Origin of the sequence: Streptomyces sp. NPDC047085 (assembly GCF_040643735.1) — a bacterium.
Taxonomy (GTDB): Bacteria; Actinomycetota; Actinomycetes; order Streptomycetales; family Streptomycetaceae; genus Streptomyces.
In genome coordinates this window covers 42,684-58,544 of the sequence record NZ_JBEYUW010000002.1, presented here as the reverse complement: position 1 = coordinate 58,544, position 15,861 = coordinate 42,684, and the positions used below count along the sequence as shown (strand labels likewise).

The following is a 15,861-nucleotide window of genomic DNA, read 5'->3' as shown; positions in this document are numbered from 1 at the left end:
CTCCGCCGTGAGGGCGCCGCGCTGGGCCCGCGCCTCACGGACGCCGTGACCGGTGTGTCACGCCGTGACCGATGTGTCACGCCGTACTCCACCGTGCCGTATCCCCGCCCGGCGCGCGAGACGTCGGCCGATACTCCGGGTAGCGCTTGACCTACGCATTGGTCCATACCAAAATCCAGCACACCCGTACGAGCGCTCCGCGCTCGTCCCCCCACGTCGGGCCCCTCGCCCTGTCCGCACCGCCCATGCCAGACAGAACAGGACCCCTCGTGAGACGACCTCGTCTGCTCGCCCTCCTCTGTGTCACCGGTTCCCTCGTCAGCGCTTGCGGGGTCCTGCCCGGCACGCACGAACGGCACACCGTCACCGTGTGGTTGATGAAGGACAGCGCCTCCCAGGACTTCCTGCGGCGCTTCACCGAGGACTTCGAGCGGACCCACAAGGACCTGCGCCTCGAAATCCGCATCCAGGAGTGGACCGGGATCGTGGACAAGGTCCGCAAGGCGCTCAGGTCGCAGGCCGAGGACGCCCCCGACGTCATCGAGGTCGGCAACACCCAGGTCCCGCTGTACATCGACGACGGCCGGCTCGCCGACCTGACGCTGGAGTCGGTGCGCGACTGGGACCGGCAGCACTGGCTGCCCGGCCTCGCCGAGCCCGGCAAGTCCGGCAACGAGCAGTACGGCGTGCCCTGGTACGCGGCCAACCGGGTGGTCATCTACCGCAAGGACCTCTTCGAGGAGGCCGGCATCACCCGTCCGCCGAAGACCCGCGACGAGTGGCTCGCCGACACCGAGAAGCTCAACTCGGGCGGCAATCAGGGCATCTACCTCGCCGGGCAGGACTGGTACACCCTCTCCGGCTTCATCTGGGACGAGGGCGGCGACCTCGCCGCGCAGAAGGACTTCGAGTGGCGGGGCGCGCTCGACACCCCGGCCGCGCTGCGTGGCATGGACTTCTACCGGCGGCTCCAGGCGCTCGGCGCGGGCCCCATGGACGCCGACGAGGAACACCCGCCGCAGGCCGGGATGTTCGCCGACGGCAAGGTGGCGCAGATCATCGCCGTACCGGGGCTCGCCCGTGCCATCGCGCAGAAGAACCCGGGGCTCGAGGACAAGCTCGGCTTCTTCCCGGTGCCCGGCAGGACCGCCGCCCGGCCCGGCGCCGTCTTCACCGGCGGCTCCGACCTCGTCGTCCCGCAGAACACCGACGACCAGTTCGCCGCGACCGCCGTCGTCGGGGCGCTGACCGGCGCCAAGTGGGACACCGAACTCGCCCGCACCATGAACTACGTGCCGAACAAGACCACTCTCGCCGGCGCGGTGGCGGGGGCGGAGGGGGTCGCCGCCATGGCGGCGGGCGCCGCGCACGGCCGGGCGACCCCCAGCAGCCCTCAATGGGCGGCGGTCGAGGCCGACAACCCGATCAAGGGGTACATGACCAAGGTGCTCACCGGCGCGAACCCGGCGACCGAGGCCCGCCGGGCCTCCCGGAGGATCACCGAGGCGCTCACGCCACCGCTGGGCTGACCCGCGCAGGGCCGCCTCGCCGCGCCGTGCTCACCGAGCCGTGGTCAGCAAGCCGCGGTCACCGAGCCGTGGTGATCACGGCATGCTCACCACGCCGTGATCACCACGGCATGCTCAGCGTGCCACGCTCAGCGAGAGCGCGAAGCGGCCCTCCGGGTCCGTCCACCAGTGGGTCAACTCCAGTCCCGCCTCGGCCAGTTCCCTGGTCACGCCCTCCCTGCGGAACTTCGCCGACACCTCGGTGCGCAGCTCCTCGCCCGCCGCGAAGTCCACGACGAGGTCGAGCGCGGGCACCTTGACCGTCTGTGCCCTACGGGAGCGCAGCCGCATCTCGATCCACTCCCGCCCCGCGTCCCACAGCGCCACGTGGTCGAAGGCGGCGGGGTCGAAGTCGGCGCCCAGCTCCCGGTTCACCACGGCCAGGACGTTCTTGTTGAACGCGGCCGTGACCCCGGCCGCGTCGTCGTACGCCCGGACCAGCACCCCCTCGTCCTTGACCAGGTCCGTGCCGAGCAGCAGACCGTCGCCCGGGGCGAGCAGGGACCGTACGGAGGTGAGGAACGCGGCACGTTCGGCGGGCAGCAGGTTGCCGATCGTGCCGCCGAGGAAGGCCACCAGCCGGGGCCCGGGCGTGGTGGGCAGGGCGAGCGGCGCGGTGAAGTCCGCGATCAGCGCGTGCACGTCGAGGCCGGGCCGCTGCGCGATGAGCGCCTCTCCGGCCTGGACCAGGGCGCTCTCGCTGACGTCGACCGGGACATAGGTCTCCAGCGAGGTGAGGGCGTCGATCAGGTAGCGGGTCTTCTCCGAGGAGCCGGAGCCGAGTTCGACGAGGGTCCGGGCGCCGCCGGCGGCGGCGATCTCGCCGGAGCGGGCGATCAGGATCTCCCGCTCCGCCCGCGTCGGGTAGTACTCGGGCAGTTCCGTGATCTGTTCGAACAGCTCGCTGCCCCGGGCGTCGTAGAACCACTTCGGCGGCAGCGACTTGGGCATGACGGTGAGGCCGGCGCGCACGTCGTCGCGCAGCGCGGCGTCCGTGGCGTCCTCGGGGAGGGTGCGGGTCACGTGCAGGGGACTCACGAACAGGGCTCCTTCGAAGGTGCGGACGCGGGATCCTCGACCGGGGCGAGCCGCACGCCGGCGCGGCTCGCGGTGACGACGGTGCGGTCGGGGACCTCCTGCCAGAGCGGGTCGTCGTCGTGGGGTTCGGAGGCGACGACCACGCCGTGGCCGGGCTCCGTGCGGTACCAGAGGCTGTCGCCCCAGGCGGTGGCGGTGATGGTGTCGCCGTCGGTCAGCAGGAAGTTGAGCCGGGCGGCGGGCGCGGCCTCGGCCAGCCGGCGAACCGTTTCGCCGAGGGCGTGGTCCGGCGGGTCACCGGCGCGCAGCCGGTGCAGGACCAGCGCCCACGCGAACGCCGAGTCGGTGCGGGCCTCCAGGGAGAGCAGGTCGACCGGGGGCAGCGAGGGCACCAGCGGCGCCGCCGCATCGGGCCAGCCCGGGATCGCGCCGTTGTGGCTGAACAGCCACCGCCCGGCCGCGAACGGTGCCGCGGCGGCCTCGCCGTTCGCGCCCGCCACGGTGGCGTCCCGCACGGCGGCCAGGACGGCGCCGGAGCGCACGACCCGGGTCAGGTCGGCGAAGGAGAGGTCCGCCCAGATCGGCCCGGCCCGCCGGTAGCGGGCCGGCACGGGATCGCCCGGGGCGTACCAACCCACGCCGAAACCATCGGCGTTGACCGTCCCGTACCGCTGCCGGCGCGGCGCCCACGACTGCCGGTACAGGCTGTGCGGGGGCTCCACGAGGAGCCGGCCGAGCGGCTCTTCTGGGCCCAGGTAGGCGAGGTGACGGCACATCAGACGGACTCCGAGCGTGCGGTGCGGAACCCGGAGAAGATCTGCCGGCGGATCGGGTAGTCCCAGTTGCGGAACGTGCCCCGGCAGGCCACCGGGTCCACGGCGAACGAACCGCCGCGCAGCACCTTGTACTCGGGGCCGAAGAACACCTCCGAGTACTCCTTGTACGGGAACGCCGTGAATCCCGGGTACGGCAGGAAGTCGCTCGCCGTCCACTCCCACACGTCGCCGATCAACTGGCGTACGCCGAGCGGGGACTCACCCGCCGGATAGCTGCCGGCGGGGGCGGGCCGAAGGTGCCGCTGGCCCAGGTTGGCGTGCTCGGGCGCCGGGTCGGCGTCACCCCACGGATAGCGCCGGGAGCGGCCGGTGGCCGGATCGTGCCGGGCCGCCTTCTCCCACTCCGTCTCGGTGGGCAGCCGGCGTCCGGCCCAGCGGGCGTAGGCGTCCGCCTCGTACCAGCACACGTGCAGCACCGGCTCGTCGGGCGGCACCACCTCGGTGACGCCGAAGCGGCGCCGCAGCCACTGGCCGCCGTCCCGGCGCCAGAACAGCGGCGCCGTGATCGAGTGCTGCCGGATGTGCGCCCAGCCCCCCGGCGTCCACCAGCGCTCGGTGTCGTAGCCGCCGTCCTCGATGAACGCCTGGTAGGCCGCGTTCGTCACCGGGGTCGTGTCGATCCAGAACGGCGCCACGTCCCGCGGGTGCGCGGGGCGTTCGTTGTCCAGCGCCCATGGCTCGGCGGAGGTGCCCATGGTGAACGGGCCGCCGGGGACGAGGACTTCGGCCGGACCGGTGAACACGGGCACCGGTTCCGGATCGGGCGCGGTCAGGGCCGCCGGGCCCCTGCGCAGCTGATGGGTGATCAGCATGGTCTCGTCGTGCTGCTGTTCGTGCTGCGCGATCATCCCGAAGGCGAAGCCGGCCTCGGTCAGCCGGGTGCCGTGGAAGTCCGCGGCCTCCAGCAGGTCAAGGGCCCGCCCCCGCACCTCTGCCGCGTACTTCCGGGCCTCGTCGGGCGGCAGCAGCGGCAGCGAGGGGCGTTCGGCGCGCGGGTGCTCGAAGGCGTCGTACAGGGTGTCGATCTCGGGCCGCATCGCCTCCCGGCCGCCGACCGCCCGCAGCAGCCACAGCTCCTCCTGGTTGCCGATGTGCGCGAGGTCCCACACCAGCGGTGACATCAGCGGCGAGTGCTGGGCGGTGAGGTCGGGGTCCTCGACGCAGCTGGTCAGCAGCGTGGTGCGGGCGCGGGCGGTGGTGAGGGAGGCGAGCGCGCGCTCGCGCAGCGCCTCCGCGTCGGCCACGGACGTCTCGGTCTCCGGGGCGGTCATGTGCGCAGTCCCTTCCTCCCGGGGGCACGGTGGTCCGTGCCGTGCAGGCGGTCCAGCAGGTCGTCGGCCGGGCAACGGCCCCGTACGACGTAGTGGTTCAGGTAGTCCGCCACGGCCTGGGTGACCGCGGGCGTGGCGCCGAGGCGGGGCAGGGCCATCAGCGCCGCCGTGAAACAGGTGACGGCGGCCTCGCGCAGTTCGTGGTCGGCGAGCCCGTGCCGGGCCGCGTCGACCCACAGCGGGTTGTGCGGCGCGGGGAGGTTCAGAGACCGCTCCGCCAGCGGCTTCACGGCCTGGTGCGCCACCTCGGTGGCCTCCGGGTCGTCGAACAGCGCCGCCGTCACCGCGAGCGGCACGATCCAGCCGTCGTCGCCGGGCTGCGCGTCGATCATCCGCAGCTCCAGGTGGCCGCGCGGGCGCACCGGCGGGAACAGCGTGGTCAGGTGGTAGTCGAGATCCGCCCGGGTGGGCGGCCGGGGCGCCCGCGAGCGGGTCCACTCGCGGAAGGTCAGGCCCTCGGGCACGTCCCACGGGCCGCTGTCGCGGCGGACGCACATCACGGGGGAGTCCAGCACGTGCCGGGCCCAGCCTGCGCGTGGATCGCCGTCCGGCGGGGGAGCCCCGGCCCGGCCGGCGCCGATCTCCATCCACATCAGCTGCCGGGTGGACCGCCAGCCGGTGCGTCTGCGGCCGGACAACGGGGAGTTGGCGAACGCGGCCACCAGGACCGCACCCAGCTGGTGCGCCAGCCACCACCGCCGCTCGTGCCCGAGGGGGCCGGGGCCTTCGTACCCGGCGTCCAGGCAGACCTGCACGGAGGCCGAGGCACACATCATGTGGCGGCCGGCCCGGCCGGTGCGGTCGAGGCACGCCTCCATGGCGTCGTAGCGCGGTTCGTGCAGGAACCGGCGGGGTGCGTGCCAGGGATCGTGACCCACGCCGACGAGTCCCAGTCCGTCCTCGGCGAGGACCGCGCGGACGGTGTCCAGGTCGGCCGAGACGGTGCCTATGCACTCCATCAGGGAGGCGGCGGGCGGCGAACTCAGCTCCAGCTGGCCGCCGGGCTCGATCGTGAGCGGCGACTTCAGGGGCACGGTCCGCAGGGTGGCGTAGGCCGCTTCGAGTCGTTCGGGTGTCACCGGGAGCTGCGGCAGATGCAGCTCTTTGACGAGCCATTCCACTTCGACCCCGACCGTGCGGGGCGGGCCGGTCTTGAAGCAGATGCCCTGGACCAGGGCGTCCACCTCGGCTTCGGTGACGGCGGCGCGAGACTCCGTACAGTCACCACCATCTATCACTGAGTCGGACATGTCGGGATCCTCCTGAGATTCCACCATGCCACGGGCCCGGTTTCCGGTGGGCCGGGCAGGCACTCGTTCCACCCAAGACCCTCGAGCCGAATCGCACAAGAGTGCGCAACGGGACGTTCGGGATCGGTCATCTCCGCTTCCTTGCGTGTTTCCGCCCGATCCGGGTCCGGGAAACTCCGTTGCACCGCCTCCCCAGCATCGCCCAGGATGCGTGCATGAGCACGACGGGGGAGATCGCGCGGGCCGCGGTCGCGGCGCCCACGGGGGTGGCGCCGTGAGCGCGCGCCTGCGCGGTGTCGCGGCGGAGACCGAGCGGATCGTGGCGGCAGGGGCGTACCGGGTGCCGGACGGCCGGGAGGTGTCGATCGCGGCCGCCGTCGAGGCCGCCCGGGCGGGCACGCGGATGTACGGCCCCGAGCCGGTGCCGGTACCGACCGCACCCGAGGCCGACACGTTCTTCGAGGTCACCGGCGAGAGCAGCCTGGAGGCGGCGCTACGGCTGGCCGACGCCCCGGTGGCCGTCCTCAACTTCGCCTCGGCCCGCAATCCCGGCGGCGGCTACCTCAACGGCGCCCAGGCCCAGGAAGAGGCCCTGTGCCGCGCCTCCGCGCTGCACACCTGTCTGCTGGAGGCGCGTGCCTTCTACGACCACCACCGCGCCGACCGTGACCCCTTCTACTCCGACCGGGTGATCCACAGCCCGGCCGTACCGGTGTTCCGCGACGACCGCGGCCGGCTGCTGGACGAGCCCTACCTCGCGGGCTTCCTGACGGCGGCCGCCCCAAACGCGGGCGTCGTGCGGCGTACGGCACCGCGGCGCGCCGCCGAGATCCCGGCCGCCCTCGACGCACGGGCCGAGCGGGTCCTGGAGACCGCCGCCGCCCACGGCTACCGGCGGTTGGTGCTCGGCGCCTGGGGCTGCGGCGTCTTCCAGAACGATCCGGCGCAGGTCGCGGAGGCTTTCCGCGTGCTGCTTGGCCCCGGCGGCCGGTTCGCCCGTACGTTCGAGCACGTGGTGTTCGGGGTGCTGGACCGTACGCCCGGGGCGACGGTCCGGGCGGCGTTCGCGCAGGTGTTCGGCGCTCAGGTCCAGCCGTAGCGTTCGTGCAGCCGCTGCCGGACGAGGTTGAACCGCATCCGGTCCAGCGCGCACGCCTCCCGGCGCATGCCCTCCTCGTGCAGCCGCAGCACGCGGTCCACGTCCACCCACGAGTCGCGCCCCGACCGGTCCCAGGGGCCGCTGCCGATCGCCACCCACTCCCGGGCACCTCTTCCCCCGCCCGCCCGCCCGGCGTCGTGCCGCTTGCTGGACAGTTGCACGGCGAGGAAGGTGCCCGCCGCCTCCCGGGCGACGACCAGCACCGGGCGGTCCTTGCCCCGGCCGTCGTTCTCCTCGAACGGCACCCAGGTCCAGACGATCTCGCCCGGGTCGGGGTCGCCGTCATGGGCGGGGGAGTACTCGGTGCGCACCCGGCCGACCTCGCGCGGGTCGGCCTCGGCGGTGGCGTGCGGGCCGTAGCGGCCGGGGACGTTCTCATCGATGTGCGTGCTCACGGGGGCACCCTAGTGGTCTCAGTGGTCTCATAGGCTTTTGGGCCAGGGGGCCTTGAGGGCCGGGGACATGAAATGCGGGGGATTCGACGCATGCGCACGCCTGAACAGGTCTGGGAAGAAGCCGACTTGGCCACGCGTCGGCTCGCAGGGCTCGCGCTCAACCCGTCCGCCTCGGAGGAGGTCCTGCTGCGGCTGCTCGCCGACGCGCCCCTGGCCGTACGGATGGTGCTGTGCCGGGACCGGGATCTGCCCGAGGCCGTCGTGGACGCGGTGATCGAGCATCCGGACCGGCGTACGCGCGGCTTTTTCGCCACCAACCCGCATGTCGATCCGGCCCGGAGGGGACGGCTGGTGGACGACCCGGACTGGATCGTCCGCTCTCACCTCGTCGAGGGGCCGCGCATACATTTTCCCCACCGGCCGAGGCCACTGCCCGACGATGTCATCGTCCGGATGATCCGCACGTACAACGGCGAGGAACCGCTGGGTTCTCACTACTTCTACCAGCAGATGTCCGCCGAGCTGATCGAGTCCATGCCCACACACCCGCTCCCGGAGGTCCGCTGGTGGGGCGCCGGCCGCTGGCACGGGCTGCCCGCGGACATCAGGGCCGCGCTGCTCGCGGACCCCGACGACAGAGTGCGGGAGCGGGCCCGTGAACTCCAGCGGTACGAGGATCCGGCGTGGATCGAGAGCGTGCTGCCCGACCGGCCGTGCCACGCCCGCACCGACATCCTGCTCAACCAGGCCCTCAGCAGAGCCGTCGTGGACAGCGTGCTCACGGCACCGGCCGGCAAGGACGACAAGGCGATGATCGCCGGCAACCCCAGTCTCCCTGCCGACGTCGTCGCTCTCCTCGCCGCCGATCCGGACCCGGAGGTACGTGAGCGGATCGCGCGCCGCCCCGACCTCCAGCCCGCCGAGCGCCACGCCCTCGTCGCCGATCCGCACCCGGAGGTGCGCAGAGCGGTCGCGCACCAGGCCGAGCTGGGCCCCGTCGAACGCGAGAGGCTCGCGGTGGACCCCGACCCGGACGTACGGCTGGCCGTGTCCGTCCACCCCGCGCTGACGGAGGAGGAACGCGCGCGGATCGACTACCAGGTCCCCATGGACTGCCGCTTCGGATTCCGTTACGTGTCCGTGCTGCCACAGCCCAGGGACCCCGACGCCGTTCGCCGAAAGGCGCTCTCCGGGCACCCGATGCTGCGCCGGGAGGCCGCCGAGGACCGTGAGCTGGCGGCGGACCTCGTGGCACTTCTGGCCGAGGACGACGATCTCGGCGTGCGGGTGCTGCTGGCACAGAACCATCCGGACGCCCCGGCGGCACTCCTGCTGCGCAGCTTCCTGGAGTACACCGGCCCCGAACGCGAGAACCTGATCACCCGGCCGAACTTCCCGCGTGCAGGTCTTGGCGAACTCGCCGACCACGAGGACCCGCAGGTCCGCGCCCTGGTCGCCCGCGACCCGGACACCTCGCCCACCATCGTGGACCGGCTGACCCGGGACCCGGACCCGGACGTACGGGCCGCGCTGGCCCGCCATCCGAACCTGCCGCGGCCCCGGCTCGCGGAACTCCTCGACGACGAGGAACTGGCCCATGCCGCCGCCGCCAACCCGGCGTTGGACGCGGCCACCATCGACCGGCTGCTGACGACGGACGGCCGGGGCCCCTGGTGAGGGGACCCCGGCCGTCACGACCGGACCGGACCCGCCGGCCCGCCTGCCGGACCTCCTAGCCTTCCTGCTCCACGGGCACCTTCTGCGCCGGCGGAGGCGCCACCGTCCCGTTCAGGGACGGTGAAGTGCCGTTCGTCGCCTGCCCGTTCTGGTTCATCGACGACAGCAACTGGCGGGCCAGGCCGAGGCCCGTACCGCCCATCGTGAGCGCCTTGGCGAACAACTCGGCCATACCGTCGGCACCGTTGAGCAGCACCATGTTGTCCACGTTGCCGAAGGCCGAAGCGCCGGCCTGGACGATCTCCGGCCAGTTCTCGGCAAGTTGCTGGGCGACGACCGCCTCCTGGTTCTCGGCGAGCGCGGCGGCACGGGCCTTGATGGCCTCCGCCTCGGCGAGCCCCTTGGCCCTGGTCGCCTCGGCCTCCGCCAGACCCTTGGCCTGCGCGGCGGCGGCCTCGGCCTCACCGGTGGCCCGGGTCGCCGCGGCCGTGGCCGTACCCCGGGTCTTGGTGGCCTCCGCCTCGGCACCCGCGGCCGTCTTGACCCGGGTGGCCTCGGCCGCGGCCGCCAGCTCCGTCTCCTTCGCCTTCGCCTCGGCCCCCGAGATACGCGCGTCACGCTCGGCCTCGGCCAGCGTCCGCTTCTCATAGGCCTTGGCGTCCGCCGGCTTGCGGACGTCCGCCTGGAGCTGCTGCTCCCTGCGGTGCGCCTCCAGCTCGGCGACCCGGGTCTCCTGGACCACGACCTCCTGCCGGGCGGCGGCGTCGGCGAGCGGGCCGGCCTGCCGGGCCGCCGCGGCCGCCTTGTCCCGCTCGGCCTGGTAACCGGCCTGCAGGATCTCGCTGTCCCGGGTGGCCTCCGCCATCCGGGCGTACGACTGCTGCTCGGCCTCGGTGGCGAGACGGTTCGCCTCCGCCTGCGCGATGCGCGCGTCCCGCTGCACGGCCGCCGCGTGCGGCATCGCCAGGTTCTGGATGTACCCGGTCGGGTCCTCGATCTCGTGGATCTGCAGCGAGTCGACGATCAGGCCGAGCTTCTCCATCTCCGTACCGCAGGCAGCCCGGGTCTGCCCGGTCAGCTTCTCCCGGTCGCGGATCATGTCCTCGACCGTCAACCCGCCCACGATGGAACGGAGATGACCGGCGAAGACGTTGTGCACCCGCTCCGACATCAGCCGCTGCTGGTCCAGGAATCGGCGGGCCGCGTTGGCGATCGACACGAAGTCGTCGCCCACCTTGAAGATGACCACACCCCGCACCTTCAGCGGAATGCCCTGGTGGGTCACGCAGTCCACCTGCAACTCGGTCTCGTTCAGGTCGAGGGAGAGCTTGCGCACCGCCTGCACACCGGGCAGCACCAGCGTGCCGCGCCCGGTGACGATGCGGAATCCCATGCCCTCCTCGAGTCCCTCGGTCCGGTGCTTCGAACCGGAGATGATGAGCGCCTCGTTGGGTTCGGCGACCCGCCACATCATCTTGAACAGACCGATCAATATGAGGACGGCAACGACGACCGCCCCCGCAACGACGCCGACAACCATCGGCATACGCCCCCTTTGCATGGTGCCCTTTCGGCACCGAACGAAGGGAGTGTGCGCCTGCGCCGGGTCGGCGTGAAGACGCTGACGGATCCTTGTTGCAATCTTGACGCGAACCGCTCTCACCTGGGGTGAAGCTTGCTCAACTGTCGTAGGCGGCGGTGACGTAGACGGTTCTCGGCGGCAGGTACTCGACCACCATCACCACCGTGCCCGGCGTGATCCGGGCGGTGCCGTCGGCCGCGTAGGCGAGGAAGTGCTCCGCGCCGCCGCGCACCCGGACGATCACCTCGCCGACCAGCCCCGGCCCGATCGTCCCCGTGACCCGCCCCATGAGCCCGATCATCGACGCATCGTCCATGGCGACAGGGTAGGGCCTGCCGGCCGCCCGCAGTCAGTGCTCGTCAGTGACCGTGCGCGCCCCTCGACGCCGGTGGTCCCGCTCAGTCCCGCAGTGCGTCCGGCGACTTGACCGTGAGCGGGTCCGGCGGCTTGACGGCGAGCGGGTCCGGCGGCCGTCCGGCCACGGAGTCCCTCGGCGGCGCGGAGCCGGGCTCGGGGAACGGCGGCAGCAGCAGCGGAGGCCGCTGCGGGGCGGTCGGCGGGCTCGCCGGGCCCGCCTGGTGCGGCGGCGCGGGCGGGGTGCCGGGCTCGTTCTCCATGCGGTCGAGCTGGCTGCGATACAGCGTCGTCCCGCCGGTCACCGCGCTCGCGGCGAGCACCGCGAGCAGGCCGGGGCCCAGCAGCGAGGCGTCGCCCAGCATCTCGGCCACCATGACCGTCACACCGAGCGGCGCGTGGGCCACCGGGCCCAGACAGGCCGCCATGCCCACCGCCACCGGGACCAGCGGGCTGTGCGGGGCGATGCCGAGCGGCTCCGCCAGCCGCCACACGGCCGCACCCACACCGGCGCCGACCACCATGCCCGGCCCGAAGATGCCGCCGGAGCCGCCCGAGCCGACCGACAGGGCCGTGCCCGCGATCTTCGCCACCGGCAGCGCCAGCACCACGGCGAGCGGCATGCCCAGCAGCAACTCCCGCGACGTCAGCGCCTCCATCACGCCGTAGCCCGTGCCGAGCACACCTGGAACCAGGAGGCCCAGACCGCCCACCAGCAGCGCCGCGAGGGTCGGCGCCGCGATCCGGGCGGACAGCCGGCGGGCCCGTTCACCCACCCTCGTGTGCACGAGGTAGAAGCACGCCGTGTACAGGCGCCCCGCGCCTCCCGCCGCGAAGCCCACCAGGACGACCAGCAGGAGCCCGCCCGCACCGCCGACGCCGCCCTCGGGCCGGCCCAGCACCGGGGCGAAGCCGTAGCACGCGCCGAAGACCAGCCAGCCCGCGACGGCGGCGATGACCGCCTTGGGCAGCACCCGGGCGTCGATGCTCCGCCGGTACAACAGCTCCGCCCCGAGCAGCGCCCCGCCGAACGGCGCGTCGAAGATCGCGCCGACGCCCGCCGCGAGCCCGATCACCAGAGCCGTCCGGGCCTGCTGCCGGGACATGCCCGTACGCCGGGCGATCACCGAACCGAACGCCGCAGAGATCTGCGCGGCGGGCCCCTCCGTGCCGCCGGAGCCGCCCGAGCCGATCGTCAGCGCGGACGCGACCAGCTTCACCACCGTCACCCGGCCCCGCATGCCCGTGGGATCGTGGTGGGCGGCGGCGATCGCGGCGTCCGTGCCGTGCCCGCGGGCCTCCGGTGCCAGCCACAGGGCGAACACCGTGGCGACCAGGGCGCCGCCGGCGGCCACCAGGGGGACCGCCCACGGCCGGACCGAGTCGTCCATCGTGCGGAATCCGCCGTCCGCCGACGTCCGGTAGGGCCAGTAACCGGCCACCGACTCCAACAGCCAGCCGGTGCACAGATGCAGCAGACCGAACAGGGCCGCCGCACCCGCCCCGGCCACCACACCGATGAGCACGGCCGGCACGATCCACCGCGCGAGGGAGTCGTCCGTGCCGTCCAGCGGCATCACCCGCGCGGCGAGGGCACGCGACCAGGAGCGGGTCGTACCCTCCCGGGCAGCCCGTGACTTCCGTGACCCCGTTTTCACCGACAAGCTCCCGACACCCGACGCACATGCCCTCCGAAAGGGTGGCCGCCGGTCCGGCCCGTGGTCAACTCCGTCTCCCCAAACGGGTGTTGCAGTGCGCCAGGTGGGTGAAACGGGAGCACGCGGGCGCCCGTGGAGGCGAATCCGCCCCGGCCGGAACAGTCCCGGCGGGAACGGTACCGCCGCGCCCGAATCATGAACTGACCTGCGCCCGCTCCTCTGGTTATCCTCAAAAATGATTCAACAGTGTGTCAGCGGGCAGCAGAACCAGGGGGGTTGAGGCCTGTGTCCAGCAGCGGCGGAGAGTGCACGGCTCAGATGCCGGACCTCACGGGACTGCCCCTCGAACAGATCCTGGAGAGCGGCGACCACGCGCTCTCCCAGGCGCTGCGCCGGGTCCTCGCCCATCTGGCGGGGGAGGAGGCGCCGGTCGCCGCCTACGACTCCGGGGGCGATGCGCAGGACGGTCCGTGGCGGTTCACCGCCGTCGCCCCATGACCCGGCCGTCCGCCGCCCCTCATGCGCTCTGGCCCGACGACCTCCTCGACGTCGCCGCGCTGCGCGCGGCCGGCAGCCGGCCGCTCCCCTTCCGGGAGTTCGTCGTCAAGGTGCACAGCCGCTGCAACCTGGCCTGCGCGTACTGCTACGTGTACGAAGGCGCCGACCAGCTGTGGCGCGAGCAGCCGCGCACCATGTCCCGGCACACCGCCGAGACGGTGTGCCGCCGCGTCGCCGAGCACGCCAGGGCCCACCGAACGGCCTCGTTACGGGTCATCCTGCACGGCGGCGAACCGCTGCTGGCCGGCCCGGACTTCCTGCGCGCCTTCACCCGCACCCTGCGCGCCCTGCTCCCCGCCGCCACCGCCGCGGAGATCCTCATCCAGACCAACGGCGTCCTCGTCGACGACACCGTCCTGCGCCTGTGCCACGAGGAGGACATCCGGATCGCCGTCAGCCTCGACGGCCCCCGGGAGGTCCACGACCGCGCCCGCCGGGACCACGCCGGCCGCGGCAGCCACGCCCGGGTCGCCGCCGTGCTGCGCCGCCTCTCCTCCGCCGAGCACCGTCCCGTCTGGGCCGGCCTGCTGTGCACCGTCGACGTCACCGCCGACCCGCTCGCCGTCTACGAACACCTGCTGTCCTACGACCCGCCCGCGATCCGCCTCCTGTTGCCCCTCGGCAACTGGACCCACCGGCCGCCCGAGCGCACCGCCGACCCCACCCGCATCCCGTACGCCGAGTGGCTCACCGCCGTCTTCGACCGCTGGTACCACGCTCCGGGCCCACCGGTGCGCATCGCCTTCTTCGAGTCGATCCTGGACCTGCTGCTCGGCGGCGTCACCCGCACCGAGACCATCGGCGGCGCCCCCTCACAGCTCGCCGTGGTCGACACGGACGGTGCGCTCACCCTCTCCGACCAGCTGAAATCGGCGTACGAAGGGGCGGATCGCAGTGGCTGTGACGTGCACCGGCACTCCTTCGACGCGCTGCTCGACCACCCCGGCGTCGCGGCCCGCCAGCTCACGGCGACCGGGCTGGCCGCGCCGTGCCGCGACTGCCCCGTGGGCGCGGTGTGCGGAGGCGGTCACTACCCGCACCGCTATCGCGCAGGCAGCGGTTACCTGAACCCGTCCGTCTACTGTCCCGACCTGATGGCGCTGATCCGGCATGTGGCCGGGGTGCTCCGTGCCGACCTCGACCGGGCCGCCGGGGCGCACCCCGGACCACACCCCGGAGCGCACCGATGACGGGCGACCTGCGGGCCGTGCCACCCGCGTCCGCACCCTTGCCTGCGCCCGCACCCGTGCCCCCGTTCGCGCCGCCGCTCGTGCTGTCACCGGACCTGTGGCAGCGGATCGCCCGCGGCACCCCCGACCCCGGCACGGTCGGCCTGCTGCGCACCGCGCGCACGGGACGCAACCTCCTGCTCCTGCGCGCCCTGCATGCTGAGCTGCGGGACGAGCCGGGCTGGCGCCCCGTCGTCACCCTGCTCGCCGAGGTACGGCGGCACGCACCCGCCCTGTTCGGCACGCAGATCGCGGATCCGGCCGCCGGAACCGCCCTCGCCGACGCCGTACGCACCGTCCTGCCCGGTGCCGTCCCCGCCCTGGCCGCCGTCGCCGGCCACCGGGCGGGCCTGCCGTTCCGGCTGGACGTCCCCGTACAGGGCGACGGCGTCGTCCTGCCGGGCCTCGGGCGGGCCCGGGTCGGGGCGGGTCCGGCCACGGTCCGGGTGGAGCGGGGAGCGTACGGCACGGCCGTGGTCGCGCCGGGACTGCGCGTCGAGGTGCCCGACCCGCCGGGTCGCTCCGCGCCGGGCTGGGAACCCGCGCCCCGGCTCCAACTCTCGTCAGGTGGCGCTGTGTTCGCCGTGCGCCTCGACCCGTACGCGCTGCCGCACGCCGGCGCGGACCGGGGTGGGCCCGTGGCTGAGGACCGCTGGCGCGAACGGCTCGCCGCCGCCTGGGAGTTGCTCGCCGCCCGGCATCCCGGGCGGGCCGCTGTCGTCGGTGCGACCGTGCGCGCCGTCGCACCCCTGGCCGAGCCGGCGCACGCCCCGGGCGCGCGCCGCCCCTGGCAGAGCGCCTCCTTCAGCGACGCGTTCGGACTCGTGGCCCTCGCCCCGCTGGACGACCCGGCCGAACTGGCCGCGGCGCTCGTCCACGAGACACAGCACTCCCTGCTGTACGCCCTGCAGGACCTCACCCCGCTCCTCGACGCCCCGCCCGGTGCTCGGGGCCGCGCGCCCTGGAGCGACCGGCCCCGCCCGCCGTCGGCGCTGCTCCAGGGCGTGTCCGCGTTCCTCGTCACCGCCGGGTTCTGGCGCACCGAGGCCGCGTTCGGCAACCGCGCGGCGAACGCCCCGTACGAGCGGACGCGGCACATCGCCCGCACGGCTGCCGGTGAACTCGCCCGCGACGGCTGGCTCACCGCGCACGGTCGGCTCCTGCTGGACGCCGTGCGCGACGTGCTCGCCGAGTGGGAAGCCCCATGAGAACTGCCGCTGGAGGCG

At 73.5% G+C, this 15,861-nt stretch carries 14 protein-coding genes; 6 read left to right on the top strand and 8 right to left on the bottom strand.

Annotation, left to right across the window (positions count from 1 at the left end; all coding sequences use genetic code 11):
* Window positions 1-269: 269 nt before the first annotated feature.
* Entirely contained in the window at window positions 270-1,529 is a 1,260-nt protein-coding gene (locus ABZ865_RS05975; RefSeq protein WP_361224586.1) for an extracellular solute-binding protein, read from the top strand.
* Between the two features lie 114 nt (window positions 1,530-1,643).
* Here the strand turns inward: ABZ865_RS05975 and egtD are convergent, their stop codons facing one another.
* From egtD to egtA, 4 genes are read right to left on the bottom strand one after another with little or no spacing between them, the layout of a single operon-like run.
* Window positions 1,644-2,606, bottom strand: coding sequence for an L-histidine N(alpha)-methyltransferase (egtD, locus tag ABZ865_RS05970; RefSeq protein ID WP_361224583.1), 963 nt, complete (start codon window positions 2,604-2,606; stop codon window positions 1,644-1,646).
* Window positions 2,603-3,382, bottom strand: a complete 780-nt coding sequence (gene egtC, locus ABZ865_RS05965) for an ergothioneine biosynthesis protein EgtC (protein ID WP_361224580.1) — start codon at window positions 3,380-3,382, stop codon at window positions 2,603-2,605. Before egtC ends, egtD begins: the two co-directional genes overlap by 4 nt.
* Window positions 3,382-4,713: an ergothioneine biosynthesis protein EgtB gene (gene egtB, locus ABZ865_RS05960; protein ID WP_361224577.1), complete on the bottom strand. Its 1,332-nt coding sequence runs from the start codon at window positions 4,711-4,713 to the stop codon at window positions 3,382-3,384. The genes egtC and egtB overlap by 1 nt, the downstream gene beginning before the upstream one ends.
* Window positions 4,710-6,023: an ergothioneine biosynthesis glutamate--cysteine ligase EgtA gene (gene egtA, locus ABZ865_RS05955; protein WP_361224574.1), complete on the bottom strand. Its 1,314-nt coding sequence runs from the start codon at window positions 6,021-6,023 to the stop codon at window positions 4,710-4,712. Before egtA ends, egtB begins: the two co-directional genes overlap by 4 nt.
* Before the next feature lie 274 nt (window positions 6,024-6,297).
* Between egtA and ABZ865_RS05950 the strand changes: the two genes are divergently transcribed.
* Window positions 6,298-7,122 carry a TIGR02452 family protein gene (locus tag ABZ865_RS05950; protein ID WP_361224571.1) on the top strand — a complete coding sequence of 275 codons (825 nt, stop codon included), beginning with the start codon at window positions 6,298-6,300 and terminating at the stop codon, window positions 7,120-7,122.
* On the opposite strand, the gene ABZ865_RS05945 is transcribed toward ABZ865_RS05950, so the two are convergent.
* The gene (locus ABZ865_RS05945; RefSeq protein ID WP_361224568.1) at window positions 7,107-7,577 is read right to left on the bottom strand and encodes a type II toxin-antitoxin system PemK/MazF family toxin; all 471 of its coding nucleotides are present in this window, start codon (window positions 7,575-7,577) and stop codon (window positions 7,107-7,109) included. The two genes, ABZ865_RS05950 and ABZ865_RS05945, sit on opposite strands and share 16 nt — an antisense overlap.
* Window positions 7,578-7,667: 90 nt before the next feature.
* Here ABZ865_RS05945 and ABZ865_RS05940 point away from each other — a divergent pair, with 90 nt between their 5' ends.
* Window positions 7,668-9,254, top strand: coding sequence for a HEAT repeat domain-containing protein (locus ABZ865_RS05940; protein ID WP_361224564.1), 1,587 nt, complete (start codon window positions 7,668-7,670; stop codon window positions 9,252-9,254).
* A gap of 55 nt (window positions 9,255-9,309) precedes the next feature.
* On the opposite strand, the gene ABZ865_RS05935 is transcribed toward ABZ865_RS05940, so the two are convergent.
* From ABZ865_RS05935 to ABZ865_RS05925, 3 genes are all read right to left on the bottom strand, one after another.
* Complete coding sequence (locus ABZ865_RS05935; RefSeq protein ID WP_361224561.1) at window positions 9,310-10,800, bottom strand: SPFH domain-containing protein; 1,491 nt, start codon at window positions 10,798-10,800, stop codon at window positions 9,310-9,312.
* 133 nt (window positions 10,801-10,933) lie between these two features.
* The gene (locus ABZ865_RS05930; RefSeq protein WP_361224558.1) at window positions 10,934-11,152 is read right to left on the bottom strand and encodes a hypothetical protein; all 219 of its coding nucleotides are present in this window, start codon (window positions 11,150-11,152) and stop codon (window positions 10,934-10,936) included.
* An 82-nt stretch (window positions 11,153-11,234) separates the two neighbouring features.
* Window positions 11,235-12,848, bottom strand: a complete 1,614-nt coding sequence (locus tag ABZ865_RS05925) for a chloride channel protein (protein WP_361224555.1) — start codon at window positions 12,846-12,848, stop codon at window positions 11,235-11,237.
* A gap of 318 nt (window positions 12,849-13,166) precedes the next feature.
* Here ABZ865_RS05925 and fxsA point away from each other — a divergent pair, with 318 nt between their 5' ends.
* The 3 genes from fxsA to ABZ865_RS05910 are packed head-to-tail and all read left to right on the top strand — an operon-like array spanning window position 13,167 to window position 15,843.
* Entirely contained in the window at window positions 13,167-13,346 is a 180-nt protein-coding gene (gene fxsA / locus ABZ865_RS05920) for an FxSxx-COOH cyclophane-containing RiPP peptide (protein ID WP_361224552.1), read from the top strand.
* Window positions 13,343-14,596: an FxsB family cyclophane-forming radical SAM/SPASM peptide maturase gene (locus ABZ865_RS05915; protein WP_361224549.1), complete on the top strand. Its 1,254-nt coding sequence runs from the start codon at window positions 13,343-13,345 to the stop codon at window positions 14,594-14,596. Before fxsA ends, ABZ865_RS05915 begins: the two co-directional genes overlap by 4 nt.
* Window positions 14,593-15,843 carry an HEXXH motif-containing putative peptide modification protein gene (locus tag ABZ865_RS05910; protein WP_361224546.1) on the top strand — a complete coding sequence of 417 codons (1,251 nt, stop codon included), beginning with the start codon at window positions 14,593-14,595 and terminating at the stop codon, window positions 15,841-15,843. Before ABZ865_RS05915 ends, ABZ865_RS05910 begins: the two co-directional genes overlap by 4 nt.
* The last annotated feature ends 18 nt before the right edge of the window (window positions 15,844-15,861 follow it).

What these genes read in the sequence shown, in the direction of transcription:
- egtC (WP_361224580.1), bottom strand. Translation starts at nt 3,382, where the DNA reads ATGTGCCGTCACCTCGCCTACCTGGGCCCAGAAGAGCCGCTCGGCCGG.
- ABZ865_RS05940 (WP_361224564.1), top strand. Translation starts at nt 7,668, where the DNA reads ATGCGCACGCCTGAACAGGTCTGGGAAGAAGCCGACTTGGCCACGCGT.
- egtB (WP_361224577.1), bottom strand. Translation starts at nt 4,713, where the DNA reads ATGACCGCCCCGGAGACCGAGACGTCCGTGGCCGACGCGGAGGCGCTG.
- ABZ865_RS05930 (WP_361224558.1), bottom strand. Translation starts at nt 11,152, where the DNA reads ATGGACGATGCGTCGATGATCGGGCTCATGGGGCGGGTCACGGGGACG.
- ABZ865_RS05915 (WP_361224549.1), top strand. Translation starts at nt 13,343, where the DNA reads ATGACCCGGCCGTCCGCCGCCCCTCATGCGCTCTGGCCCGACGACCTC.
- fxsA (WP_361224552.1), top strand. Translation starts at nt 13,167, where the DNA reads ATGCCGGACCTCACGGGACTGCCCCTCGAACAGATCCTGGAGAGCGGC.
- egtA (WP_361224574.1), bottom strand. Translation starts at nt 6,023, where the DNA reads ATGTCCGACTCAGTGATAGATGGTGGTGACTGTACGGAGTCTCGCGCC.
- ABZ865_RS05910 (WP_361224546.1), top strand. Translation starts at nt 14,593, where the DNA reads ATGACGGGCGACCTGCGGGCCGTGCCACCCGCGTCCGCACCCTTGCCT.
- ABZ865_RS05935 (WP_361224561.1), bottom strand. Translation starts at nt 10,800, where the DNA reads ATGCCGATGGTTGTCGGCGTCGTTGCGGGGGCGGTCGTCGTTGCCGTC.